The following is a 25787-nucleotide window of genomic DNA, read 5'->3' on the forward strand; positions in this document are numbered from 1 at the left end:
AGAAAACGACCACAAGAATGGTCGCCTTCATCGAAAATTGGATTAACAACTATCCAAAGAAATGTTTGAACTATTTATCTCCTAGACAATTTTTACTAAATGCCTAACTTGGACTTGAAATTTAGCTAAAAGTTAGTATGAAGCACAAAACTATTTTAAACACCCGGTTCATGAAAGGGTTCTTTAACTGAACTAGAGGAAGAGTCACCTATAATTATTTAGCTACTCAGCTAATATTTAATTAAATTCAAAACCTGAGCATAGCAGGCTCTTCGACTATTTTGGGAGTTGCTACATGGTTCAAACAATACGTACTCGATGACTACTAAATGATTCAGGTTTTGATTTTTGTTAAGTATAAGGCACTCTACACAAGCACTGATGGAAAAGTGGCTGCAAGACTAAAAAATAAAAACCAATAGGCTCGAGTTCCCATTGGTCTCTTCTTATTCGTCTCTTAGGAAACAGCTAAAACTTTACGGCCTTTACGGCGACGAGCTGCTAATACGCGACGTCCATTTTTAGTAGACATACGGTTACGGAAACCATGTTTACGCGCACGACGGATTTTACTTGGTTGAAAAGTACGTTTCACAATGAATACCTCCTCTAGAATTTTCGTATTCGTTTAGCCGGCTATTTTGATCAGTTACTAAACATACCTTACTATTCTATCCAAATAGCTTCTATTTGTCAAGCTACTTATCACTGTCTTGGTTAATATTTTGCAGAAAAACAGCTAAACGTCTTTTGGGGTAGTCAAAACAGGACGTTCCTAAGTTCTCCCCTCCCCCTATTCACTACCCCAAGCCCATCAATAGCAAGAGGCAGGGACAGACTAACGGCTCCAAGGACTATTCATCTTTTCCATCAATATCAATAACGACATAACGGTGCGGCTCATTGCCTTCTGAATAGGACGTCACACCATCCACCTTGGATACGATACGGTGAATCATCTTGCGCTCGTTGTTAGACATCGGATCCGTATGGTAAGCCGAACCTGTTTCTAAAACCCGTTCAATAACCTTTTGCGCATAGCCCTGCAGGACCTCGGCACGGTGTTCTGCATAGTCATTGACATTGAGGCTGACATAGAAATGACGTGAATAGTTGTTGTAAATGTAATTCTGAGCTAGGAGTTGAAGTGACTTCAAGACCTTACCATGATAACCAATCACTCGCCCTGGTTCATTGGTTTCAATCTGAATGTTAATCGAGCGGTTGTTATGACTGACATCTAATTCCGCCTCAACATCCATGCCATCAAGAACACTTTGAAGATAGCTAGCTACCTCTGCTGACACATCCTCCACTTGGTGCTGTTTTTCCACTTGGATATCAAGATCTTCAAAGCTCGTTGCTGTCGTAGCTTCCGCCTCAACTGTTTTAAGAATCTCAATCTTACCTGTTTCTTCTAAAATAGTAGTTGCCGATTTGTCATTCTTCAAAATTTCAGCCTTAACATCCTCACCGACAATTTCCCCTTGTTTCTCGTATTCTTTAACCGCTGCGACGACACGACTCAAGTCAACCGTTTCCTCACTAACGCTTTTAACAGGTTCATTTTTAGCATTGATTTCATCAGGCACACCACGAACAGCCTTCTGGTTGGCTTTTTGGACAGTTACTTCGTTAATCGCTTCAACCTCAACTTGAGCGGGTTTTTTCCCAATTCCTAGAAAACCTTTTTTCTCACGCGCCACAACTGTAATATGAGCCTTATGACGAGGGATATTTAAACTTTTTAGACCATTTTGAATCGCTTCTTCAACAGAATTTCCAGTAAATAACATCGTTTGTCTCCTAAATGATTTATTATGATTATTTTCGTTTCTTAGCTTTTTTCTGGGCTTTTCGGATTCTGACCATACGTTGCTTTTCTGCTAACCTCTCCGCTTCTCGCTCTGCTATGATTTTAAAAGGATTATTAAACAAGAGGGTCTGGAATACTTGGTAGGCGTTGCTGACTGTCCAGTAAAGAGCTACACCACTAGAACTCCTGAGGGCAAACCAAAAAATCATGGCAGTCATCAAATAAGTCATCGCAGTCATCATGCCACTTTTTTCCAACTGAGCCTTGCTCATCAACCAGGAGCTCAGGAAGGTAAAAACAGCCGCCAAAATCGGAAGGATATAGTAGGGATCTGTTTGGCTAAGATTAAGCCAAAGGAATTGCCCTGTTTTTAGAAAATCAACACGGCTCAAGGCTTGAAAGAGAGCGATAAGGATTGGCATCTGAACAAAGAGTGGCAACATGGAAGCCATCTGATTGACGCCTTCTTCCTTATAAAGTCGCTGAATTTCTTCCGTCAATAGTAACTGATTGTCTCGACCAGGATATCTCTCTCTCAGTTCCTTAACTTTAGGTTGTAAGTCCTGCATCTTACGGCTAGATGCCATCTGAACTTTAGAAAGGGGCAAAAGAAGCGTCCTAATAATTAGGGTAAAGAGAATGATCCCAATACCGATATTACCACCCACCCCTAAAAAGCGAATCGCTTGGGCAAAGAAATAGACAAATTTGTCCCAAAAATCCGTTGTCTCACTGGTGATAGGCCCTGTTCCACAGGCCGTCAAAACCATTAATCCAACCGCTAGCATCAGCGTTAGTTTAATCTTTCGTTTCACGTTGTTTTCCTTCTTGGTAAATAGTTGCTAATTTTAAAACATGTAAGAGATTGGTTTCGAGCTCTTGATAACTCAACTGCTCTACTCCCTTACGAGCAATAATAACAAAATCTTCGGTCACGATATGATTGCGATGGGCTATGAGAATATGACGCAAGCGTCTCTTGATCGCATTTCGAGTCACTGCATTTCCAAGCTTTTTGCTAACCGATAGGCCCACCCGAAAATGCTTCTGATTCTGTTTTAAATGATAGACGACAAATTTTCGATTGGCCTTGCTCTGACCAGTATTGAAAATAGCTGAAAAATCCTTTTCTTTTTTGATACGATAGCTTTTTCTCAAAGATAACCTCCACCTATCAATTCCTTTATCATTATAACATATTTTTCAAAAAAACCAAGAATACACGCGTATTCTTGGTCATTCTCCTTATGATCAGCTAGTCAATCCTGCCAACACTTGATTGATATGTGCAATTGATTTTTCACGTCCCAAAAGATAGATGGTATCTGGCAATTCAGGTCCGTGCATTTCTCCTGAGACAGCAATCCGAATTGGCATAAAGAGGCTTTTGCCTTTGACTCCCGTCTCTTTTTGGACCGCCTTAATTTGCGGGAAGATATTTTCTGCAACAAAGTCTTCTTCAGGAAGGGCCTCAAGCTTAGCCTTGAAGGCTTCCAGAACAGCAGGAACTGTCTCAGCTGCCATGACTTCTTTTTCTGCCTCACCTAATTCTGGGAAATCTGAGAAGAAGAGATCTGTCAAACCAACAATTTCATCTGCTGACTTGAGTTGTGGCTTGTAAAGCTCTACCAGCTTTTCCGCCTTGTCAGTTAACCGGCCAGCTTCTTCTAGGTATGGTTTACAAAGGGCATAGACTGTCTCCAAATCGGCTGTTTTTAGATAGTCATTACTCATCCAGTCCAGCTTCTTCTGGTCAAAGGCTGCTGGCGACTTGCTGAGGCGGTTTTCATCAAAGAGTTCGATCAACTGCTCCCGAGAGAAGATTTCTTCTTCCCCACCAGGATTCCACCCCAAAAGCGCAATGAAGTTAAAGACTGCTTCTGGTAAGTAACCTTTTTTGCGGTAGTCTTCGATAAATTGCAGGGTATTCGTGTCACGTTTGGATAACTTTTTGCCTGTCTCACTATTGATAATCAGTGTCATGTGGCCAAAAGCTGGAGCTTCCCATCCGAGGGCTTCATAAACCATAAGCTGCTTAGGCGTGTTAGCAATATGGTCATCTCCACGGATAACATGGGAAATCTGCATTTCATGGTCATCAATCACAACAGCAAAATTATAGGTTGGATACCCATCTTTCTTCTGAATAACCCAATCCCCTCCGATGTTGCCGCCTTCAAACTCAATCTCACCTTTGACCATATCGGTCCATTTGTAGATACCCACTTCATTCACAGCCAAGCGAACTGTTGGAACGACACCGGCCGCCTCACGTTCTGCGATGTAGGCTGCTTTTTCGTCTTCTGACATACCAAGATACTCGTTGATATAACGCGGTGTTTCACCTGCTGCTTCCTGGCGCTCCCGTTCAGCAGCCAATTCTTCTTCTGTGACATAGGACTTGTAGGCCTTGCCTTCCGCAAGCAGCTGGTCGATATACTTCTGATAGAGCTCCAAACGCTCAGACTGGCGGTAGTTTTCGTGGGTCTCTGGACTTTCGTCCCAGTCAATCCCTAGCCAGCGCAAATTTTCAAGCTGGCTACGCTCGCCGTCTTCGACATGGCGTTTGCGGTCAGTATCCTCAATACGGATCAGAAAAGTTCCTCCGTGGTGGCGGGCATAAAGATAGTTAAAAAGGGCTGTACGGGCATTCCCAATGTGCAGGAGCCCTGTTGGACTTGGTGCATAACGCACGCGAATAGCTTGTGTCATCATTTTTCCTCTTTATTTTTTTCAATCGTTTCTATTATAGCACGTTTTCCGGAAAAATGAAGACGAAAGACCATTGAAACATGCCGTACGCATGAAGAAAATGCATGCAACCATTTTCTAGCTACATGCATTGTTTCAAAAAATTTCTTGAAAACATTCAGATAATCAGTACCATTCTGTTCATATCACAGAAATTATACCACAAATTTTATCTAGAAAGCACACCAATTCCCTGAAAAATTGTTTTCTGAAACCAAAGTTTTCTTCATACGTTTGTCGTCCCATTGAAAATCAGGCCATCTTTTTCTTGATCAAGCCTTGACCCAAAGACGAGTAAACTGCCACGATGATTCCTAGGATCAGAAAGCCTAGTAGGAGCATGTCTAGCGGAACGGCCACAACCAAAGCTGAAACTAATAAGCGAAAGACCAAAGTTCCCAAGTGAAAATAGGTTCCAATTCCGTTGCTAATCATAGCAATCTTTTCTTCGGGCAGGCGGTTCATAATCAGGGCATTGAGCTTAGGATTGACTCCCGCAGCCAGAAGCATTGCCACAAAGAGAACCACGAAAAATCCAGGAAGGAAACGCAGATAAAAACCAAGAAAGAGCAATGGCACTAAAAGAGACGTAAACTGGATCATGCGCATAATACCTAACCTTTTAAAAACGGTCATTCCCAATACACTGCCTAGGATCCCTCCTACCAGCATGGAAACAGAAACCGCAGCAAGGGTGGTCGCAGGATTGATGAGCACAAAGTGAGGATCTCTATTGATGGCTACCGTCAACAGAATAGGCACAACACTAAAAAGGGCATTGATCAGGGGCACAATGACCATGATGGTCCGCAACTCCGGCAGAGCCAAACATTCCCTGACTGCCGTCTGTAAGCTCTTGAAAAGGTCAGACAGGAAACTCTCGCCTTCGGCTCGTTGCTCAATTTTCAAGGGTCTTTGCGCAAGCATTCTTGCAAGACTAGGATGTAAGAAGAGCATCGTCAATAGGCAGACCAAAAAGGTCCCACTGTTTAGCCAGGCGATCGCTCGATAAGAAAGGACAGAAACCAGCATGGCGCCCGCTGTTTGAAAGCCGATGGAAAAAATAGAAGAGACTGCCCGCTGAAAGGAAAAGGCGACTTCCCTATCCTCATCTGCCACAATCCGCAAACTCAGCGGCGTGTAGAGGCTGTTTTCGTATTGCCCAGCCAAATCAGACAAAAGGTTAATCCCAGAAGCCAGAAGGGCAATCCCCAAGCTCGGCCTAAAGCCCATGGCTATCCCAAGAAGGGCATAGAGCCCTGTCCGAAAGGCCATTGTATAGAGAATAGTCCTGACCTTATCAGGGGTCCGGTCTGCCAGATAACCCATGAGAAAGCCTGTCAAAATCGGCAAGGTCTCCGAGACACTGACTAGGGCAATGGCTATTTTGGCATCAGGCAAGTCCAAAACATAGGTCATCAGCGCCAGATAATAAAGCACATCACCAAAGTTGGAGAGCATGTCGCTGGCAAAGACCAGCATAAAAATCTTGTTGCTAAGTAGTTTTTTCATGGGGTTCCTTTCTTCAATATAAAAAGACAGAATTTTCAGACAACTATTCCGATAAATTTTAGAGCAGGCCTGCTGCCCTAAAATTTAGATATACAGAATTTCCAAACTGCTAAAAGCCAAATCCACTTCCAGTTTTAAAGTTTTCTCATACTCAACAGGTGGATGCTCCTGCTCAATCGTACTAAAGGCCTTATCCGCTTGAATGTCTACACGCCAGGTTCTAGGCACATGTAACCTTGCTGATCCAAAGGCAACATCAATAGTAAAACTCGCTGCATCACCTACAATCCTTGCATTATCAAAATAAATATCCGCACTCCCAAAAGCGATATCTGCGCCACCATGTTTAAAATCATCGTCGTTGATATACCGGGTGACCGAGCCAAAGGCCACGTCTCCATCACTCGACTGAATACCTCTTACAGACTTTAGACCACCTGACCAGGTCCGTTTTTTAGGAACCAAAATCCTTATCCCACAATAAGCCAAAACGAGAGCAAAAAGCAAGGTCCAAATCCCAACTTTGATCCAGCCATACTCACTATTTAGAAGGACAAAGACTAAAGCAAAGCCAATATAGCTACTTTTGATGTCTTTTCGAAACACATTTTGGAGTGCATCTAGTCCAAAACCAGCCACCAAGAGTAATTTCCACCAGGGCAGAGACAAGGTGGGAAGATAATGACCAAAGACCAACAGGCCTGCCAGCACAATCAGACCGACCCCCATCATTGTTTTTTTCATAGGCTACCTCGTTTCTCGTAATTTTTCTTTTAATAGTTGATAATAATGCCGCGAGACATGGACCTGCTTGTGGGTATCATAAAACCGAATCGTACTGGTCCCTGAAAAGGACTTGTCCAAGGAATAGATGGACTTGGTGTTGACAATGGTCGCCTTGGCCACCCGGCAAAAGTAACTGGGCAAGTAATCCTCTAGTTCATAGAGTTTGAGCTTGACTTCATAGGCCTTGTTCTTGGTATGTCCATAAATCTTTGCCCCGTCTGTCTCGAAAAAGAGAAGGTCCTGAACATCTAGGAAGTACTCGCTGTTGCCCTTGTAAAAAATCAAAGGAGGGCGCTTGGCTTGGGCCAATAGCTGCTGAATCTGCTCGATCTCCGGCCCCAATCGACTAGCACGAATCACGACTTCTACATCATCCAACTGCTCATCCAGCTCAATCTTGATTTTCATCTAGGCCCTCCTTTTCTTTTGATGTTCTTATTATACCAAGCAGATTGGAAAAAACAAGGCATTTTCAGTAAGTGGTCACCAATACCGCCTAAGTGGTAAAAAAACCTACCCAGACTAGTGACCTTGGTAGATTCTATGCGATTTTATACTGATAGCCGTTAACAACTCGCTGCGATAATCCCCTGTTCTATCATAAACTTCGCTTCCGAAGCTATTTTTGATTTTTGTTGAGTATCAGCTGGAGTGATTAGCCTACTGATTACTTTCTTATTATCAGTCTCTTTGTATTGTTTTAACAAAACATTGATCCGCCCACTCACACCTATTATTCATAAACGGGAGCTCAAAGCCTTATTAATCTTTACAGGAAAAATTGTCTTGAAGTTATAACAAAAACACACACTCTTTCAAGCGCATGTCTCATGATTTATACTACCTCTATCACATGACCACTGTTGACATCGTAGACAGCTCCGCATACCACCACTGCATCTGGGAACAAAAGACCCTTCTTTAGACAGGTCACATCCTCTCTGATCCTGTTCTCCAAATCAACAAAGAGGTGCACTCTATTTCTCTGACTGCCAATCAGAGCCAATCATCATAACCACCAAAAACCTTAAAATATTCCTATAAGGTTAAGCCAGACTCATAAATTTCTTTGACTTCTTGTCAATCTATCGCAAATGCCCAGTTTCTCCCCTAGAGCCTACGATTTCTTCTATATCGCTAGGGTAACGGATCATATAGACATAATCATGCGCATGCTTTTCAAGTCAAGCGACCGCTTCAAGCTCTTCTGACAATTAACTAATCCCATCTAAGACATCAAAGACAGCCGTCTGATGTTCACTGTAACCGGCTCTAGCAGAATAACGATCTGCCCCTGCCTGCCCATCTCTAGCGACCTAGGCACCATAACGGCTAGCCTGATAACCATAACCGCGATTACCCACTGTACTGATTAAAACTCGAGAATCCTAACGCTTATATTTGTGTAAGAATCCTCAAAAAAAGTAAGCCGGGCTTCTGAAAGCTTACCTAGTGCATCATCAGCCGAGCCGATAAAGGTACTTTTTACTGACGAGAATAATCTCTCACCATACACCCTCTGCAGTACGACCCGTGATGGGCAGGCTCCGTCTTCTCTTCTAATGAAGAGGTCGTAGAAACGGTTGTTGGTTTTTTGTTTGCTAACCGAACAAGCGGACATGCTCATCAAAAGGAGATGTGCCAAACCTATTTTTCTAATTTTTTCATTTCTTTACCATTCGTCTGCAAAATGCGTGTGCTTGGTGATCCATTGCATTAACCTGACATAGACCCAAAAACCATAAATACCAAAGGTAATCAGGGTCAGTAACCACCATTTGATCCAGTTTCCAAACAACTGAAGACCTGTGCCATCAAAACGTAGGCGACGCCCGCCAATGACAGTATGTCGAACCTCCCATTTCTTCCAGGCACATAGGGCCCAAGGCAGACCAAGACCAAGGGTCACGACCATAAAGAAAGCAACCCCTACAGAATAGATGATATACTCTAATACACTGCCATCAAAATAGGAACCCGTGTCTTTAAAGTTCGCCTGTTCTTGGAGCTGGCGCTCCTTGGCGTCCTTGATATACGTCGCTGTCATGTCCACACCTTCCTTGGCATAGCTCGCTGCCAAACTAGCGCCATCTTTTACTTTTTCTGCAACAATCCCTGAATAGAGCTTGGTCTTTTCCTTCAACTGATCAAGAGATTCAGGCGAGATCAAGGGATCTCCAGCAGTTGGTGTTACGTCATTAGTCTCATCTGATGAAGTTGAATCTGGCATTTCTTTCCAATCAACCTTCAATGGACCTCGCTGATTAACCAGGTGTTTGTCCGCTAAATCTGTCAACCCTTGAGGGTGTGGCAAGGGATCATTTTGCCTAAATTCTCCCTTAGTTTTGGCCACCAGAAATTCTTCTGGCAAGGGATTACGGCCGTTCACCGCTTGAAACCATTCCACCCATTCTTCTTTAGTCATAGTCGCCTCCTAAGCTGCTCTTGTCCTTGTTTTGAACCTATCTTACCATTTTCTCACCTTATAAACAAGGATTATGAAAAACCCTCTGAAAATTTGATTTCAAAGGGCTTTTCGTCTATATACAAAAAGAGCACACACCTTACTTCGCTTAGGGCTGCTGGATTCCTCCCCTGACCCGCTTCACGCAAAGATGTTGCTCCAGAATCTATTATATCATAAATCGACAGATAAGCAAGTCTCATAGATTGCCTGTTAAATGAGTGCTAGTTCACCTTTTTTTGCTCGCGTCTCGCCTTAAAAAAAGATCGCATCACAGAAGCGCAAGCTTCTTCTAAAACGCCCGTCTCCACCTCGACCCGATGGTTGAGGCGCTCATCCCTCAAAATGTCATAGAGGCTACCTGCTGCACCAAACTTGGCATTGGTCGCCCCATAAATGACTTGTGGAATCCTAGCCAAACCAATGGCCCCACTGCACATGACACAAGGTTCAATGGTCACAAACAGGGTGCAGTCCAAAAGTCGCCAATTGCCCACATGAGCGTTCGCCTCGGTAATAGCCATGATTTCGGCATGCATGACCGCCTGATTGAGCTCCTCACGCGCATTGTGCCCGCGACCGATGATTTCCCCGTCTTTGACTATGACACAACCGATAGGGATCTCGTCCTTGTCCAAAGACTTCTCGGCTTCCTTTAAGGCTTCCCGCATAAAGCCTTCTTTTTCTTCAAGTGTGTATTCCATAAAGCTATTCTATCAGATCTTCTTGACTTTGTAAGCCCCTATGCTATACTTAGCTATAAAATAACCAATCGAAAAGGAATGCCTATGACGTGTATCTTTTATCACCTTCAACACGACGCCCACTGCTTGAAACAGAGCATTGTTACTTAATCTTTGACATCGACCCTATCCAGGCAAGGCATTTGCTGATTATCACTAAAGCGCTTTTGGTCAATCTGACAGATCTATCCAATCAGGCTGCGCTAGAGCTTCTTCAGGTCCAAAAACAGTTCATTAGTGCCCTTTACAATCTCTATCCAAATTATGACTGGACCTTTGCCTGTAACAATGGGCAGCTCATGGACCCAGGCACACACCCGCATGTCCATGCCATTCTAGACAATCAAGTGATGGTTTCTGGGAAACCATTTCGCCAAAAGCTCTAGACCTAGACAAAGCATTGTTGTTTCAAGCACTGCAGACTTTCTAGCAACCAACTGACACGCCAAGCACTTCTCGATTATATAGAACAATGATCAAGCAAATCTAAGCACAGCACTTGCTAACACGGATATAGATTACGTCTGCCGCAATCGCTTCAAGTATTTTTTCTTAATTGAACCTCTTTATCAACTGTAGTGGGTTGGCTCATATTATTTGATCAGTGAGCTACCTTTCACACCGACATTGTGAAAATCCACGACTGATTGTTTCAAGTCGCCCGTATAATGGCGGCGTAGTTTTCCAAACATATAATTCCCCTATTTTATTTAGTGTAGAATACTTTATAAGACTGTCTATTCTTAGTGTAACTGCTTCATACCGCCAATCTAGGAGTGACATATCCAAATCTCTGTTTCAGTACTATAAGAAAAGAGACTGGGCAAAAACTAGTTTCAGAATAGAAAAAACGAGCATTTCCGCAGTTAGAGATGTCCGTTTTTCCATATAGTTTCTCACTTTCAAAATGTTTGCTATTATTTCAGTACTGGCCAATAGTCTTTATTGGCCTCATAAAGCTCATCAAGAACCTTTTTACCAACAGTATAATTAGGAATGGTTTTGTTCAGCATCACGGCTTCTAGGGCAGTTTGGTAGGAACCTGTCAGAGCCGCATCAACTGTCTTTTTCTCATAAGCTTTTTGCATTTCCATGAGCCCTTTTTGGAACGTTGGGATTTCACCGATGTTGATTGTCTCTGCTCCCATACTGCCGACATAAGCAGGTACTTCCACTACAGCTTCAGGGTCAAAATTTGAAATAGCACCGTGGTTCTTTTTATTGACTGTAAACCGCTCCCTTGTATTGTGTATAATGGCATAAGCAATGTCTACAATATAGTTTCCATGCACACCTGCATGTAAAGAAGAATCTTTTGCTGTTCCTGCAGCAATGACACGACGACATTCTTCATAGATACGCTTTTCACGTCCCTCCATAACATAGTCACCACGTGTAAAATTAATATCATCGTGTTCCAGCATTTCGTCAGGTGTCAGATAATACTGCAAATAACAGTTAGGGAAGTAATCCGGGAACCTCTTGAAGAGACTAATCATCTGTTTGTAAGTATCAATCCAATACTGATCTGCTTTTGTTTCTTCATTTGATTGAAGAAGGGTATCCATTTTACCAGAAAGAACATCCTCCCTTAGCTGTGGCAACAGGTCCTGACCTTTTTCAAAGATTAAACCCCTCCATTGCTCTTAGTTGAATGGAGGGGGTTATAAGGTTTAAACTGGATTAAGCTAGCGTGACTGTAAAGGTCGTCTGACTAGTAAAGACAGCACCAGCTTTTAGGGTAATATCGCCAAAACCAGGATTGACCATGGCATCTGGCAAGAGTTGGGTCTCTAAGGTAAAGGCTCCGTGTGGCACAATCTCACGTCCTTCTGCCACAGGCCAACCGTAAGTATAAATAACAACAGACGGCAAATCTGTATCCAAAGTTAATCTCATCTTGCCATCAGAGGATTTAACTTCTACTTGAGGAGCTTCAGCGTCAAGAACCCAAGCATGATCATAACCTTGTGCGATCTGATGCTGCAGGTCATCACGATGGAACCCTTGGCCAATCGGTGCAAAGTCACGGAAGTCAAAAACTGTATCTGCTACGTTTTCCAAATGCCCTGCTGGGGTATTGTCTTCTTTCAGCGGTGCGTACTGATTGGCCTTAATCTTTAATTTGTGATGACCAATCACCTTAGTCACATCACCATCCAAGTTAAAGTAGACGTGGTTGGTCGGATTAAAGACGGTGTCTTTTTCAGATACCCCTTCCACACGATAGGTTAGGGCATTTCCAACCAACTCGTAGATGACCTTGACTGCAATCGGACCAGGGAAGCCATTTTGACCGTCCGCTAAGACGGTTGTGAAGGCTAGGGATGAATCGCTCAAAAATTCTGTATCCCAATAGGCTGTGTGCAAACTTTCTGGACCACCGTGAAGGTTGTTACCTTTTTCGTTTGCCGTTAAGTTGAATGTCTCCTCACCCAAAGTAATCTCTGCCCCAGACAGTCGCCCGGCAACTGGACCTACTATTGCGCCAATGTATACATCCTCTTGACGGTAAGCTTCATCACTAGCATAGCCAACAACAATATTGCGTTTACCATCAGAATCAGGTACCCAAAACTCAACGATACGAGCCCCAAAGTTAGTCAAGGCTACCTCCACTCCTGTTTCACTTGTCAGGCGATAAAGTTTAGATTGTTCTGCTCCAAATTCACTCACTGTAATTGCCATCTTATCCTCCTTGTAATCGAAAACGGAAGTGGGAGAAAAAACTGTAACTCAAAACAGTCAATTTCCCCTCCCTTTTTATTTTTCAAATTCAGGCTGAAGGAAGTCTATCCTCAGACCTGTTTCGACACTTGCTCTGCAAGTCCCATTTCCCGATTAAAAAGGTCTGAGAGACCTTTTAACCACCTCAGCACATCTCAAAAGATTCGGGGAGGCTTTTGAGGTTGGGAATTCGGGAAACATGTTTCCCCAATTCATTAGAGCTGTAAAAGGTATTGAAATCAGTATTTTAGAGAATAGCGTTGCTTTGCAACTCACGTTTTCCCACCTTCAAGGCTCAAGCACCTCGAAGCATCAGCATTGTCTCATTGATGTTAAAGCACCTAACGATCTGTCTAGGGGTAAAACTAACAAAACCAGCACTGTCTCTTTTCAATTTCTAGGGAACAACTTGTACCGCCCAACTCCGGCTGTGCGAGTTCCCATTCACTGCGTCTTTCTTCATTGACTAAAATATCATTAAAGGCCAGGACCCTCGTCCCAGCCTTATTTCTTGTTAGGCTTATCTTTAGTATAGCCTTTTCTCTAAAAAATGTTAACTAAAAACCTGATTTTTGGGGTATTATTCGTCTTCGTCGTCCTCATCAGACGCTGCCAGTAAATCATTGACTTTTTTGATGTTAGTACTTGCAAATTCCACCAAGTCCTCATTGGTTCCTACCAATTCGTTATTGATGAAGCCAATCACCATTGGCATGCTCATACCAGCATAAAGGTCGAACTCGCGTCCTTCTAAAAGAAGACGTGAGGCAACATTACAGGGCGTACCTCCAAGTAAGTCTGCAAAGATTACGACATCCTCGAAATCATGGATCACAGCTTCAAGCTTAGCGCGGAAATCTTCAACTCCCTCTGAGGGTTCCAAAACAACTGTATGGATGTTATTTTGAGGACCCATCAGCATTTCTGTGCTGGCCTTCAAGCCTTCACAGAAGCTTCCATGACTAATCAATACTAATTGCTTCGCCATAGATTACGCCATTCCTAACACGAAGTGACCAAAGGCAGACAGGGCAACCGCAAGAGCAATGATGATCAAGATCGCTTTGGTTGAGTTCATGCCTTTACGGCCCAAGAGCCAGAAGACAAATCCTGTAAAGATCGCAGGTACCAAACGAGGGAAGATCGTGTTCAAGATATCTTGAATATCAATGGCTTTCTCACCGATAGTTGGAGCCCACGATACTTCAAAGTTAATCATGGTAGCAATCAAGGCACCCATCATGAAGACCCCAAGAACTGAAGCGGCATCAATGATAGCTGTGAGGGTATCACGCATAGTGGTGATCAGCTTAACCCCTTCCTTGTAGGCAAATTCCAATTGTTTCCAACGGAAGATGTCGTAAACCACAGCAACCAATACCCAGAGCAAGACGCCCCACCACTGGCCTTCTCTTGCTGCTGTCGCTGCAATAGTACCCATGATAGCTGGTACCAAGGAACCAAAAATTGTATCACCCAGAGGGGCAAATGGCCCCATGAGACCTGTCTTGATCCCGTTAACCGCATCTTTTGAAGCGATCCCTTCTTTTTCTTCCAAGGCGAGGTCAAAACCTGTGATAATAGTATGGAAGAAAGGAGAAGTATTGAAGAATTGCGTATGCAATTTCATCATTTCTTTCAATTCGGGTGTGCCGTCTCCATACATTTTGCGCAACTGTGGCAAGATCATGTAGAGGTAACCTGATGCCTGCATCCGCTCGTAGTTCCAACCCAATTGATAGGTGAACAAGCTACGTTTGTTAATCTGATTAAAATCTTCTTTGGTTAATTTGTAATTAGAATTCGTCATCTTCGATTTCCCCGCTTTCTACGTTAGATACTGGCGCTGCAACCGCTGTACGACGAGCGTTTTGGTAGTGAAGGACTGCCAAGAAAACACCGATGATAGAAATACCGATCATTGACAAGCCTTTGAAGTTGTTTGTGAAGGCAATCGCTGCATCTGCACCAAGCGTTTCATTAACCGCACCAACCAAGCTGCCTACAGCTCCACCGAGACTTGAAATGTTGCCATAAAGCACAGTCAACATAGCCGTCAAGCCAAAGCCCATTGCCAAATAGTGGAAGTAACGTTTTGCAGGAAGGGTGTGAAGCAAGATCGCAAAACCGAGACCTGGCAACATACGACCAGCAAGAACCAAACCGTTTGCGAACCACTTGTAGTTATCGATAGTAGCTACCAAGTTTTCAACGAAGCCACCACCAAGCCACAGAGCAAGGAAGACAGGAAGGGCACGTGAGAGACCCCATGGAATGGCACCGAGGAGATAGTTCAACTCAATGCCTTTGTAGTCGAAACGCTCAATGGCTGCATCCACACGGTGAGCGAAGAAAGTTGTTGACATACGACCTAAGATATCCAAGTAAGTCAAGAGAGCCGCTACCGGTACTGCAATCGTTACAACCGCCTGTTCAGGGTCAATCCCTTGGGCAACCGAGAAGGCTGTTGCAAGAACCGCACCAGACGTTGCATCGATACGCGAAGCACCACCGAAGGTACCGACACCGAGAACCATAAGCTGCAAGCTACCACCGATCAAGAGACCGGTCTGAACATCTCCCATAACGAGACCGGAGATAAATCCAGCGAAGACTGGCGAACCAGCAGATGAAACAATCGTTAACTCATCACAGATTTGATAGAATGAGTACAACGTGAGTAAAAGTATTTGCCACCATTGAATCATGATGTTTCCTCCTAAAAATTTAAAATGATTTCCGAAAATTAAGGTTATCTTACCTTCTCAAGAAGCGGTAAGAAGTCTTTAGCAGCATCGTTTGGCACCATTTGAGCAATCAGTTTAACACCTTTTGCATGTAGGGCGTCAAAGTCTGCGATATCTTTGTCTACAACGTTGATGGAGCGCGTCACAGAACGTGTTTCAGGACTTTGGGACATATTCCCAACGTTGAGTTCTGGAATGGTCACCCCATGTTCAACCAGTTTCAAAAAGCGGTCTGGGCGACGGGCAACGATAAAGAGACGTTGTGAGTCATACTTACCAGCTAGAATGTTTTCAGCTGCTTTAGCTACTGGCAGGATAGATAGTTTAACGCCTGGAGGGCAAGCCAATTTCAAGCCTTGCTTCTCGATGTCATTTTGTGCCACTTCGTCGTCAATAACCATGATACGGCTAGCTTGCAACTTAGAAGTCCACAAATTAGCTACTTGACCGTGGATGAGACGTCCGTCGATACGTGTTCCTATAATTGCCATAAGTTATTCCTCCTCCATTTTTAAATAATGGTGTTTTTTGATTAAGTTAATTGTGTCAGGCGCTTGCCCTTCCGTCTCAAAGACGATAATTTCATTTCGGCCTTTTTTGAGATAGCCTTTCGGAATATAGAGGGAAAGGATCGGTCCCACCTGCCAAAATCGGCCGAGATTAACACGATTGATAAAGGCTACTCCTTTGCCAAACCCTTCCAAGTCCAAGAAGGTATCTTCCAATTCATCTAGCTCTACTTCGTATCGATAGAAGGCTGGTTGACCGCTCTGCCATTGGCCCGAAAAATCAAGCGCTTCGAGGTTGTCTAGCGGCAGACAATACTGCTCCCATTCTGTCAGAAAATGAAGATCAGCCATAACGCCTTGTCTGAGACCTTTACGTTGGGTTTCCGTCAAGAGTTTATGTCCATAGTTAACGCGGCCCATGTTTTCCATGAGGATGTCTAGCTGGCTCTCTCCGTCTGGAAGTTGGTAGAAGATGTCGTCGCCAATCTCCGACTGATATTGGGTGATCACATGCTCTTGATTCACGAAGACTTGCGCACGGTCTCGGCCGTCAATCAGCCGAAGGCGTTCTGGCTCAGACTTATCATTCTCAAGATGCGTGCGGTAGAGTAGATAGCCGGTAGATTGCCCCAGTTCTTCCATGGTTTGTGGATAAGTCGAAACCGTCGGCTTTGCCAGAGAATCTATAGCCTCAAAGAGCGAAACCTTGTCCTTGAGCGGAATAGCCTTATACTCCAAGCTAGCTTTGATGAGAGGCTCTTTTTGATCTATCTCAGGATAAAGTTCTTGGAGCATCTTTTTCAGAGCATAATATTTAGCGGTTGGATTGCCCTGCTCATCAAGTGGCGCATCATAGTCATAAGATGTTACTTGGGGAAGATCTTTCTCACCTCTAGCCGAGCAACCGTTCATAAAACCAAAATTAGTCCCACCATGAAACATGTAAAGATTGATCGAACCAAGCTCCAAGCACTCCTTGACCGACTGAGCCAGCTCTTCTGGATCCCTTCGAATAATAGGTTCCTTCCACCGGTTGAACCAGCCATCCCAAAACTCCATACACATGAGAGGCCATTTTTTGCCATGTTCGTCTAGGAAGTCCTGAACAGAGGTAAACCGTTCTTTTGCTCTTGAACCAAAGTTAGCTGTCACAAGGACATCGTCCTCAATCATGCTCCCCGCTCGAAGAGTCGCTCGCCAAGAGCCATCCGAGGTAAAGAAGGGAACACCGACGCCACGTTCCAACATGAGATCTCTAATCGCTCGAAGATAAGCCTTTTCCTCCCCAAACGAACCATATTCATTTTCGATTTGAAGCATGAGGATATTGCCACCGCGATCAAGTTCACGTTCGACCAACTTAGGCATGAGCACATCATAGTAATCTGCTACATGTCTTAAGAAAACTGGATCATACCGACGAATCTTAACCTCCTGAGTCAATAGCCAAGCCGGTAATCCCCCAAACTCCCATTCAGCACAAATGAACGGCGAAGGCCTAACAATCGCGTACAGGTCAAGACTTTTAGCCAAATCCAGAAAGCGTTCCAAATCTAGAATCCCTGTAAAATCAAATCGACCCTTTTGCGGTTCATGGGCATTCCACGGAACATAAGTCTCAACGGTATTAAACCCTAATGCCTTAAGGTTGTAAAGCGAGTGGTACCAGTCATCAGGGTGAACGCGGAAGTAATGAATCGCCCCAGACATAATTTTGAATGGTTTATCATCTAGATAAAAGTCATCTTTTATCTGAAATCTTGTCACAATTACCTCCTTTCTCCTCCAACAATCCTCTTTTAAAGGAACCGCTTTCGTATATTGATATAATATTATTTTTGAAACCGAAAGTCAATCATCGCATTTAACATTTTTAATTTTTTTGGTGCCGTTTTCAAAAAAATATCATCTCATTTTAATCAAATCAAATCTTTTTCCCAAGTTATGAATTCGCTTTATTTAAATTTTATTTTATGTTAATATGATAAGTGAAGAATCTTAAAAACTAAATCTTATGTTAGAAAGGATAGACGCCTATGAGAACCCCTAAATATCAGAAGATCAAGAATGACCTAAAACAGCAACTCCGATCAGGTAAGTTTGCAAGTGGCGATAAATTCTACACCGAAGCAGAGCTAATGGACATCTATCAAGTCAGCTCAATTACAGTCATTCGTTCCTTAAACGACCTAGTTGCAGAAGGTTACCTCACGCGCCAACAGGGCAAGGGAACCTTTGTTTCCAGGGCACGCAAAGGGAAACGTGTCCTTTTTTCAGATGTCGAGCTCTTCCCTGTTGAACAGGACCAGGTGACCGTTTTAGCCATTGTTCGCGAGCAAGATCCTAACATTCTTAAAAAGCTAAAACTAGGGAAAAACGGTGCCTATTATCGCATTGAGAGAATCCGACAAGCCGATAATGTTCCTTATATTTACCAGAAATCTTTCATTCCTGAAGCCTATATCAACGAAGACTACCCAGAACTTTCCTATTATAATTCGATTTACAAACATTTTAAGGAGGACTTCAACATCCATATGAATGAAGAAGATTTCATCGAGACCAATGAAATCACTCTTCCGACACCAGAACATGTTGCTAAACTCCTTAACACGACAACAGATGAACCTGTCGTCCTTCAAATCCGCACCACCTTTAATGAGGCTAGCAATACTGTCTACGAATACATTGAATCGTATAAAAAATGGAATTTTTACAAATTCCAGTTAACCTCCGACCATTAATCAACTACTATCCAAAGGAGTTCCTATGTTTACCAAAACTTCAGCGATTTCTAGAAACCATTTTTTTAGGTCCGTTCCCAAAGACGGACCTAAATCCCATAGGATCCACAACCTTTCTCTGACGCGCAAGCCAATCACTCACTATTTAGCCTATGATAAGCCTATTTATTTAACAGCTACATCTGGCATTACAATGCTGATTGTATCCGAAAAAGTCAGTGGTCCTTTTGAAAAATTCATCCTCCACGGCACCGTCAAACTGTTCTCCAATGTTTATTTTAATGTAACCAGCATCTCGGAATCTAGCCAGGTTCAACTCAAGCATGCACCCGACAGTCAAGCGATTGAGCAACTTTTAACAGACCCTATTCCGAAACAATCAATCGAACCAGAGGTACAGTTATCTGAAATCTATGCCCTCTATTATCAAGTGAAGAAAGCACCTTATCACTTCGGTGTTGATCGCCACAATTATTGTGAACTGACCATTGTAGAACAAGGCCAACTAGAAACAACCGTTGATGGTGTCTCGTATCACCTGGAACGCAATGACGCCATTCTTTATCAGAAGAACCAGTCACATTCCCAAACCGTTAAAGTGGATGAAACGACTACTTATATCACTATTTTATTTGATATGACCCTTGAGGACCCTAGATTTTTCGACCGAGTTTTCCATCTAGACTCTGGACAAGTTTCTCAGTTAGAAGGGCTAATACGGATCAGCGAAGAAGAGGACACACCCTATAAAAATGATCAATTGCTGGCTCGCCTTAAGCTGCTCATCCTTTCTCTGATTTCAGAAACAAGACCGACAACAGGCAGCGTCACTTCGATGAAAGAGAAGTACGACGAGGATACCATTCAGCAAATCACAGACTATATCAAGCAAAGTCCCGGTATTCGAGTGATTGATATCAGTCATCATTTCGGCATGTCTCGTTCTAATATCCAAGCTCTTTTCCAACGATTCGTTGGCATGCAGCCAAGAGCCTATATCGAAGAACAGCGCCTCAAACAGGCCAAGATTCTCATGCGCGATTCTAGCCATTCTCTCACCGAGATTTCTCGAATGGTTGGCTACCAATCCCTACCAGCTTTCTCTCGGTCCTTTAAACACGCCTTTGGCTATCCTCCTTCGGAATATGCTAAAAAAATCTACAAGCAGATTTAAACATTGCTTACTCAATCACTGAAACTCTTTGAAAAAGCTTGGAATCGGCAGTTTTGTTTATCGATTCCAAGCTTTTTATGCCTTTTAGAGGTCTAATCAGTAGTCCTTCCTAGATTTTCTATGAGCCTTTTATGAAATCGTTCATTTTGAAAACAAGGCCTATAATTTTGTTAAATTATCATCTAGGTTTTTTCCAAAAAAAGGAGTACAATAGTGGTAACTGGTCATTACCAATTCGGAGGTGATTTATATGATTGAAATGAAACCCCTGTATCTTCAATTGAGCGACCAACTGATCAAAGAGATCAAGTCTTTAGGCAAACCTCAAAAATTTTTGTCCGAAAGAGAGATTTGTCGCCAATACGACGTCAGTCGGACCACTGTTCGTGCTGCACTAAACCATTTAGAGCATCTCGGTTATATCTCTCGCCAGCACGGCAAAGGAACCTTCACTTCGTCTGCTTGGCGTGACCACCCCAAACTAAGTATGGGCTACAGTTTTTCAGAACAAATGCAGTCCTTAGGTAAAAAGCCAACTAGTCAGATTCTAGGTTTCGGACAAGTGGTGGCTGACGACAGGCTCGCTAAAGAGCTAGAAGTCGAGCCTTATGCGCCTCTCTGGTACCTTTATCGGTCTCGTTTGGCTGATGATGAGCCTATGATGCTGGAGATGACTTATCTGCCGGTCACATACTTCCCCAATTTATCCGCTCAAGATATTGAAGAGCGCTCGCTCTATCACCTATTTGAAACCCAATACAATCAGAGCATTCAATTCGCTGATGAGATTTTTATGGCTGATCTATTGACCCAAGAACAAGCGAAGCTTCTAGGAGTCAAAGCAGGAGACGCCTGCCTCAGCCTCAGCCGGAAAGCCTATAATCAGGATAGAGCAATCATTGAGTATACTTCAAGCGTTGCTCGCCATGATCGTTTCTTCTATCAAGTGAGGCACTATAATAACCGTTAATTCCTTTATGGGCCAAAAAGCCTATAGCATCACTATTTCCAAGGAGGATGTTTATGTTTCAATTACCGACGACCGAGTTAGAGAAACTGGGTGCCGAAATCACAACACGTGAAATCCGCCAGCAACCTGAACTCTGGTTAGAAGCCTTCGACTACTACAAGGCTAATCTTACCCGCATCGAAGATTTCTTTGCTCAGCTCCCTAAAGGTCAATTACGCTTGATCTTCACTGGAGCTGGTACTTCTCAGTATGTCGGAGATACGATATTGCCTTATCTCAAACGTGTCGGCGACGAAGATCGCTTCGATTTCCAGTCAGTAGCTACCACAAACTTAGTTTCAAACCCACACGACTATTTCAAGGCTGATATTCCAACGATTTTGGTCTCCTTTGCCCGCTCTGGCAACTCTCCTGAAAGTCTTGCCAGTGTCCAGATGGGGCAACAAATCGTCAAAGACTTTTACCAAGTCACTATCACTTGTGCACCAGAAGGTAAATTGGCGCAAAATGCTCAAGGCGATGCGCGCAACCTCTTATTGCTTATGCCTGAACGCTCCAACGATGCTGGTTTTGCCATGACTGGCAGTTTCACTTGTATGACCCTGACCGCTACCTTAATCTTTGATCAAGCAAGTCTAGAAGACAAAGAAAGCTACATTCCTGCTATTGCTAAACTGGGGCAAGCTGTCATCAATAGCGAGGCTGACTTACAAACTTATGTTGACCTAGACTTTGACCGCGTAGTCTATCTTGGCTCTGGTGCTCTAGCAGGTCTTGCTCGAGAAGTTCAACTCAAAATCCTCGAATTGACAGCTGGAAAAATCGCCACTTGCTTTGATTCATCGCTTGGTTTCCGTCATGGTCCCAAATCCTTTGTTAACGACAAAACCCTAATCTTCGTTTTCGTTTCAAACGATCACTACACACGCCAATACGATCTTGATATCCTCAACGAAATTTCTGGCGACGGAATCGCTCGTTTGACTTGTGGTATTCAGGTTTCTAATGACCTTGACTTTAGCGGCGAAAACTTTACATTCGACAAGGCTTATAGCACTATTCCAGATGCTTACCTCGCGCTTCCATACGCCATCTTCGGTCAAACCATCTCTCTGCTCACAGCTATTAAGGTTAACAATAAGCCTGATACCCCCTCTCCGAGCGGCACCGTTAACCGCGTTGTCAAAGGGGTTACGATTCACCCACTGACTTAGAAAAGAGCTCACTATGACAAAATACCTTTATGCCAAACAATTTTATTTTACGGATGAAGTAAAGGGACCGGGATACCTCCCTATTCTAGAAGACGGAACCTTGGGAAGCTATCAAGACAATCAGCCTGATGGCGAGATTATCGATTACAGTGCTTACAGCATCGCGCCTGGCCTTGTTGACACCCACATTCATGGTTTTATGGGCCATGATGTGATGGATAACTCCGCCGAAGGTCTTAGGGCCATCTCTGCTGGCCTTCCCTCCTGTGGGGTAACTTCTTACCTTCCAACAACCCTGACAGCGCCCAGAGACCAGCTCAATGCTGTCTGTGAAACGGTCGGCCAAGTGGCTGATCAAGGCCTTGAAGGCGCGAAGATTCAAGGAATATTTCTTGAAGGTCCCTTTTTCAGTGAAGTTTACAAGGGTGCGCAAAACCCCAGCTACATGAGCGATCCCGTTACCGATTATCTAGATGACTGGCAGAAGCTCTCCAATGGGTGGGTCAAAAAAATCGCCCTAGCGCCTGAACGTGACGGTGCAATTGACTTCATCAAGCACGCCAAATCCCAAAATATCTATAGCGCCCTGGCTCACACAGATGCCACCTATGAAGAGTGCCGTTTAGCGGTCGAAGCAGGCGCCAACATCTTTGTCCACACCTACAATGGCATGCGCGGTCTTCACCACCGTGAGCCTGGTGTGGTTGGTGCAGCCCTGACCCTAGGCCAATATGACGAGCTCATTTGTGACGGGCACCACGTCCATCCCGTTTCTGCTAAAATCGTCATGCAGGCAACCGGTCCTGAAAAAACAGTTCTTATCACTGACTGCATGCGTGCCGGAGGCATGGGTGAGTGCGAATCAACTCTAGGAGAATTCGATGTTATCGTCAAAGACGGTACCGCCCGCCTCAAACACAACGGAAGTCTAGCTGGCTCTATCCTTGAACTGATCCAAGGTGTTCAAAATGTGGTCAACTGGGGGATTGCTACCCCTGCAGAAGCCCTTCGTATGGCCAGCCTCAATCCAGCAGCTTCTGTTGGCATCGATGACCGTTGCGGCAAGATTGATCCAGGTTATCCTGCTGATTTCATCGTCTTAGATGACCAACTTAATCTCAAGGCAACCTTCATCAATGGGGAAGTCTACTATATTAACGAAACCATCCACTAGAAAGGAAGCATTATGACAAGATTAACACTTACTCCCGGAAAACTTCAACACCTTAAGAACCTTTCAAACCAAGAGGATATCATTGGTGCCCTAGCCATTGACCAACGTGGCGCCCTTCGGAAAATGATTATCGCAGGTGGTGGCTCTACTGGTGAGGAGTCTATCATCCGCTTCAAGGAATTGATTTCTCAAGAGTTGACCCCCTTCTCCACTTCGATTCTTCTAGACCCAGAGTACGGTGTTCCAGCCACCAAGTTGCGGGCAGAAAATAGCGGGTTGATTGTCGCTTACGAAAAAACAGGTTATGATGCAACAACTGTCGGCAGAATTCCAGATCTTCTGCCAAACTGGTCAGCTAAACGTATCAAGGAATTAGGAGCAGATGCTGTTAAGGTCTTGATTTACTTTGATATTGACGAAAGCGACGAGATTAACGACATCAAAAAAGCTTGGGTCGAACGTGTTGGTTCTGAGTGTGTAGCTGAAGATATCCCTTACTTCCTTGAAATCTTAACCTACGACGCAAGCGACATTGATGTCAAGGGCGAGGAGTACGCTAAAGTTAAAGCCCACAAAGTTATTGAAGCCATGAAAGTCTTTTCAGAAGCTCGTTACAATGTTGACGTCTTAAAAGTGGAAGTCCCTATCAATATGGCCTATGTCGAAGGCTTCACGAAAGATGGTGTCGCACCACTACATACCCGCCAAGAAGCGCTTGACCTCTTCAAGGCTCAGTCCGATGCTACTCACCTGCCATTTATCTTCTTGAGCGCAGGTGTCTCAGCCAGCCTCTTCCAAGATACTCTACGTTTTGCCAAGGAAGCTGGATCAGACTTCAACGGTGTGCTCTGTGGCCGTGCAACTTGGGCAGATGCAGTCGGCGTATATGCTGCAGATGGCGACGATGCTGGGCGTACTTGGCTAGCTGAACATGGTCGTAAAAATATGGAAGACCTCAACAGTGTACTAGCTGAAACAGCTAGCCCTTGGACTGACAAAGTAAGCCTCGGCTAAACCATCTCAACAAAGGATACCAAACTATAGAGCACTGCTAAGCCATTTCAGGATAATGACCGCGCTAAGTGTCCCTTCATTTCTCCCTTGTTTCTAGTTGAACTGCGGTGCCTGTTTGAGAGAAAAAGCGATCAACTTAATCGTTGAGCGCTTTTTTTCTTTTCATTTCAAGCTTATGATGGTTTCTGTAGCTTATAGCAAATACCGAAATAATGAGTAAAATAATCCCAAATAAAGTTACTGGTGTTTTACTGTCTCCTGTCGTCGGTAGGTCGGATTTTTGACGGTGTCTTGTTGGAATCATATTCTCAACAGCTCTATTAATAATTGAAGCGATAGCTGATTCTTCCTTTTTCTCCTTTACTTCTGAGTTTTGCGGATCAAATGATTGAACAAAATAAGTCTTATCACCTTCTTCTACAATTTCACCTGAAATATAGCTGTAACCAGCGATGTCGTAGACAGGAACAAAGCCGTCTTGGCGGGTAGCAATCTCCTTACCAGTCTGACGATCAATGAATCGCGTATAGTCTGTCAAGCGGACATAGTAATGACTACCTGCATAAGAAATGTAGTCGCTATCTGTCAGATAAAAAATCTTATAAACTTTTTCTCCGTTTTCTTCAACCACAAAGCCATTATAATAGTTAAAATCTCCGATTTTAGCTTGGAAAGCTTGGCCTTTTTGATCGGCTTGAAGTTTTTTTCCAGATGTCCCATCAAGATACTCTGTTCGGCTAATCGTTTTATCCAAATGGGTCGCATCCTGATAGAGGTGAACAAGGGCTGGGCCTTTTTCAGTAGTTGTAACGATAGTAGATAGATAAGTGTACCCTTTCAAAGCCAATGGGGCTTGGTAACCTTCGACATTTCCATGAATTTCCTTGCCCTCAACATCTGTCCGAAAAAGGGTCTGTACAAATTGAAACTGGGTTCTTTCTAGCCATGCACGCACCTTATTATCGTTTAAAACATCTGGCTTTACAGTTGTGAGATCCTTTTCGGCTGGCGCTTCTGATGCTGGAGTAATTGGTGTAACTGTTTCTTCCTTTCCCTCTCCCTTTTCAAGCGTTTCAGAAGGTGTTTGATTAGCCTCCGAGGTTTCCACTGTAGTAGGAACTGTTTCAGCGGAAGTTCCTGTCGCCACAACTGTTGTCGTTGCCACAGGACCTTGCTCACCTTCAGCCTGAGCAGAAGTAGTCTGATAAAGGCTAAGTGCCGCAACTGCTACTAGCAGACCTGATTGGTAAATGTGTTTCATTGTCATAACTGTTTCCTCCAAGATAATAGTCAATAAACGTCTACTGAGCAGCACCTTTCGCCAATGCCTGTTCTCAGAATGAGTCGGGTATCTTTACCAGTGATCAACAATCGCTATTCTTTAAAACTCAACAGCTAGAGCATCAGATCCATTCGCTGTGAAACCAATAATCCCCCTCCTA

Annotated in this window: 24 protein-coding genes, 1 other RNA gene and 2 pseudogenes; 8 read left to right on the forward strand and 19 right to left on the reverse strand. The window is 43.8% G+C overall.

Annotated elements, in window-relative coordinates; genetic code table 11:
• Positions 1–107, forward strand: a pseudogene (locus HF992_RS08865) (IS30 family transposase); the annotation flags it as partial.
• Positions 108–457: 350 nt separating this feature from the next.
• On the opposite strand, the gene rpmH reads toward HF992_RS08865, so the two are convergent.
• The 11 genes from rpmH to tadA all read right to left on the reverse strand — a co-directional run bounded on the left by rpmH (position 458) and on the right by tadA (position 10033).
• Complete coding sequence (gene rpmH, locus HF992_RS08870; RefSeq protein WP_083903309.1) at positions 458–595, reverse strand: 50S ribosomal protein L34; 138 nt, start codon at positions 593–595, stop codon at positions 458–460.
• A gap of 259 nt (positions 596–854) precedes the next feature.
• Positions 855–1796 (reverse strand): RNA-binding cell elongation regulator Jag/EloR, encoded by a 942-nt coding sequence (jag, locus tag HF992_RS08875; protein WP_168549680.1) that lies wholly within the window; start codon positions 1794–1796, stop codon positions 855–857.
• A 28-nt stretch (positions 1797–1824) separates the two neighbouring features.
• Entirely contained in the window at positions 1825–2631 is an 807-nt protein-coding gene (locus tag HF992_RS08880; RefSeq protein ID WP_168549681.1) for a membrane protein insertase YidC, read from the reverse strand.
• Positions 2615–2974 (reverse strand): ribonuclease P protein component, encoded by a 360-nt coding sequence (rnpA, locus tag HF992_RS08885; protein ID WP_168549682.1) that lies wholly within the window; start codon positions 2972–2974, stop codon positions 2615–2617. Before rnpA ends, HF992_RS08880 begins: the two co-directional genes overlap by 17 nt.
• A 93-nt stretch (positions 2975–3067) precedes the next feature.
• Positions 3068–4528 carry a glutamate--tRNA ligase gene (gene gltX, locus HF992_RS08890; RefSeq protein ID WP_168549683.1) on the reverse strand — a complete coding sequence of 487 codons (1461 nt, stop codon included), beginning with the start codon at positions 4526–4528 and terminating at the stop codon, positions 3068–3070.
• 291 nt (positions 4529–4819) lie between these two features.
• Entirely contained in the window at positions 4820–6079 is a 1260-nt protein-coding gene (locus HF992_RS08895; protein WP_168549684.1) for an MFS transporter, read from the reverse strand.
• Positions 6080–6163: 84 nt separating this feature from the next.
• Positions 6164–6823: a LiaF transmembrane domain-containing protein gene (locus tag HF992_RS08900; protein ID WP_168549685.1), complete on the reverse strand. Its 660-nt coding sequence runs from the start codon at positions 6821–6823 to the stop codon at positions 6164–6166.
• A 3-nt stretch (positions 6824–6826) separates the two neighbouring features.
• The gene (locus tag HF992_RS08905) at positions 6827–7273 is read right to left on the reverse strand and encodes a LytTR family DNA-binding domain-containing protein (RefSeq protein WP_168549686.1); all 447 of its coding nucleotides are present in this window, start codon (positions 7271–7273) and stop codon (positions 6827–6829) included.
• 1264 nt (positions 7274–8537) lie between these two features.
• Positions 8538–8897, reverse strand: coding sequence for a DUF898 family protein (locus tag HF992_RS08910; RefSeq protein WP_425505603.1), 360 nt, complete (start codon positions 8895–8897; stop codon positions 8538–8540).
• Positions 8898–9409: 512 nt separating this feature from the next.
• Positions 9410–9495, reverse strand: an RNA gene (ffs, locus tag HF992_RS08915) — signal recognition particle sRNA small type.
• Positions 9496–9553: 58 nt separating this feature from the next.
• Positions 9554–10033 (reverse strand): tRNA adenosine(34) deaminase TadA, encoded by a 480-nt coding sequence (gene tadA, locus HF992_RS08920; RefSeq protein ID WP_168549687.1) that lies wholly within the window; start codon positions 10031–10033, stop codon positions 9554–9556.
• An 89-nt stretch (positions 10034–10122) separates the two neighbouring features.
• Here tadA and HF992_RS08925 point away from each other — a divergent pair, with 89 nt between their 5' ends.
• A complete protein-coding gene (locus HF992_RS08925; RefSeq protein ID WP_168549688.1) occupies positions 10123–10458 on the forward strand; it encodes an HIT domain-containing protein in 336 nt (111 codons plus the stop codon).
• A 531-nt stretch (positions 10459–10989) separates the two neighbouring features.
• Here the strand turns inward: HF992_RS08925 and HF992_RS08930 are convergent.
• From HF992_RS08930 to HF992_RS08960, 7 genes and pseudogenes are all read right to left on the reverse strand, one after another.
• Positions 10990–11700 (reverse strand): annotated as a pseudogene (locus HF992_RS08930) (family 4 glycosyl hydrolase); the annotation flags it as partial.
• A 55-nt stretch (positions 11701–11755) separates the two neighbouring features.
• Entirely contained in the window at positions 11756–12760 is a 1005-nt protein-coding gene (locus tag HF992_RS08935; protein WP_168549689.1) for an aldose epimerase family protein, read from the reverse strand.
• Between the two features lie 619 nt (positions 12761–13379).
• Positions 13380–13787, reverse strand: coding sequence for a PTS sugar transporter subunit IIA (locus HF992_RS08940; RefSeq protein ID WP_168549690.1), 408 nt, complete (start codon positions 13785–13787; stop codon positions 13380–13382).
• 3 nt (positions 13788–13790) lie between these two features.
• The gene (locus HF992_RS08945; protein WP_168549691.1) at positions 13791–14609 is read right to left on the reverse strand and encodes a PTS system mannose/fructose/sorbose family transporter subunit IID; all 819 of its coding nucleotides are present in this window, start codon (positions 14607–14609) and stop codon (positions 13791–13793) included.
• On the reverse strand, positions 14596–15507 hold the full coding sequence (locus HF992_RS08950; RefSeq protein ID WP_168549692.1) for a PTS mannose/fructose/sorbose/N-acetylgalactosamine transporter subunit IIC: 912 nt from the start codon (positions 15505–15507) through the stop codon (positions 14596–14598). Before HF992_RS08950 ends, HF992_RS08945 begins: the two co-directional genes overlap by 14 nt.
• A 44-nt stretch (positions 15508–15551) precedes the next feature.
• The gene (locus HF992_RS08955; RefSeq protein ID WP_168549693.1) at positions 15552–16037 is read right to left on the reverse strand and encodes a PTS sugar transporter subunit IIB; all 486 of its coding nucleotides are present in this window, start codon (positions 16035–16037) and stop codon (positions 15552–15554) included.
• A 3-nt stretch (positions 16038–16040) separates the two neighbouring features.
• Positions 16041–17822 carry a beta-galactosidase gene (locus HF992_RS08960; protein WP_168549694.1) on the reverse strand — a complete coding sequence of 594 codons (1782 nt, stop codon included), beginning with the start codon at positions 17820–17822 and terminating at the stop codon, positions 16041–16043.
• Positions 17823–18091: 269 nt separating this feature from the next.
• On the opposite strand from HF992_RS08960, the gene HF992_RS08965 reads away from it, so the two are divergent.
• From HF992_RS08965 to lacD, 6 genes are all read left to right on the forward strand, one after another.
• Entirely contained in the window at positions 18092–18799 is a 708-nt protein-coding gene (locus HF992_RS08965; RefSeq protein WP_168549695.1) for a GntR family transcriptional regulator, read from the forward strand.
• A gap of 25 nt (positions 18800–18824) precedes the next feature.
• A complete protein-coding gene (locus HF992_RS08970; protein ID WP_168549696.1) occupies positions 18825–19973 on the forward strand; it encodes an AraC family transcriptional regulator in 1149 nt (382 codons plus the stop codon).
• A gap of 250 nt (positions 19974–20223) precedes the next feature.
• Positions 20224–20943, forward strand: coding sequence for a GntR family transcriptional regulator (locus tag HF992_RS08975; protein ID WP_168549697.1), 720 nt, complete (start codon positions 20224–20226; stop codon positions 20941–20943).
• A 53-nt stretch (positions 20944–20996) separates the two neighbouring features.
• On the forward strand, positions 20997–22157 hold the full coding sequence (locus tag HF992_RS08980; protein ID WP_168549698.1) for an AgaS family sugar isomerase: 1161 nt from the start codon (positions 20997–20999) through the stop codon (positions 22155–22157).
• 13 nt (positions 22158–22170) lie between these two features.
• Positions 22171–23331 carry an N-acetylglucosamine-6-phosphate deacetylase gene (gene nagA, locus HF992_RS08985; RefSeq protein WP_168549699.1) on the forward strand — a complete coding sequence of 387 codons (1161 nt, stop codon included), beginning with the start codon at positions 22171–22173 and terminating at the stop codon, positions 23329–23331.
• A gap of 12 nt (positions 23332–23343) precedes the next feature.
• Positions 23344–24345, forward strand: coding sequence for a tagatose-bisphosphate aldolase (gene lacD / locus HF992_RS08990; protein ID WP_168549700.1), 1002 nt, complete (start codon positions 23344–23346; stop codon positions 24343–24345).
• 136 nt (positions 24346–24481) lie between these two features.
• Here lacD and HF992_RS08995 read toward each other — a convergent pair whose 3' ends face one another.
• Positions 24482–25612 carry a hypothetical protein gene (locus tag HF992_RS08995; protein WP_168549701.1) on the reverse strand — a complete coding sequence of 377 codons (1131 nt, stop codon included), beginning with the start codon at positions 25610–25612 and terminating at the stop codon, positions 24482–24484.
• Positions 25613–25787: the final 175 nt, after the last annotated feature.

The sequence above is a fragment of the Streptococcus ovuberis genome (genome assembly GCF_012396585.1).
In the GTDB taxonomy this organism is placed as follows: Bacteria; Bacillota; Bacilli; order Lactobacillales; family Streptococcaceae; genus Streptococcus; species Streptococcus ovuberis.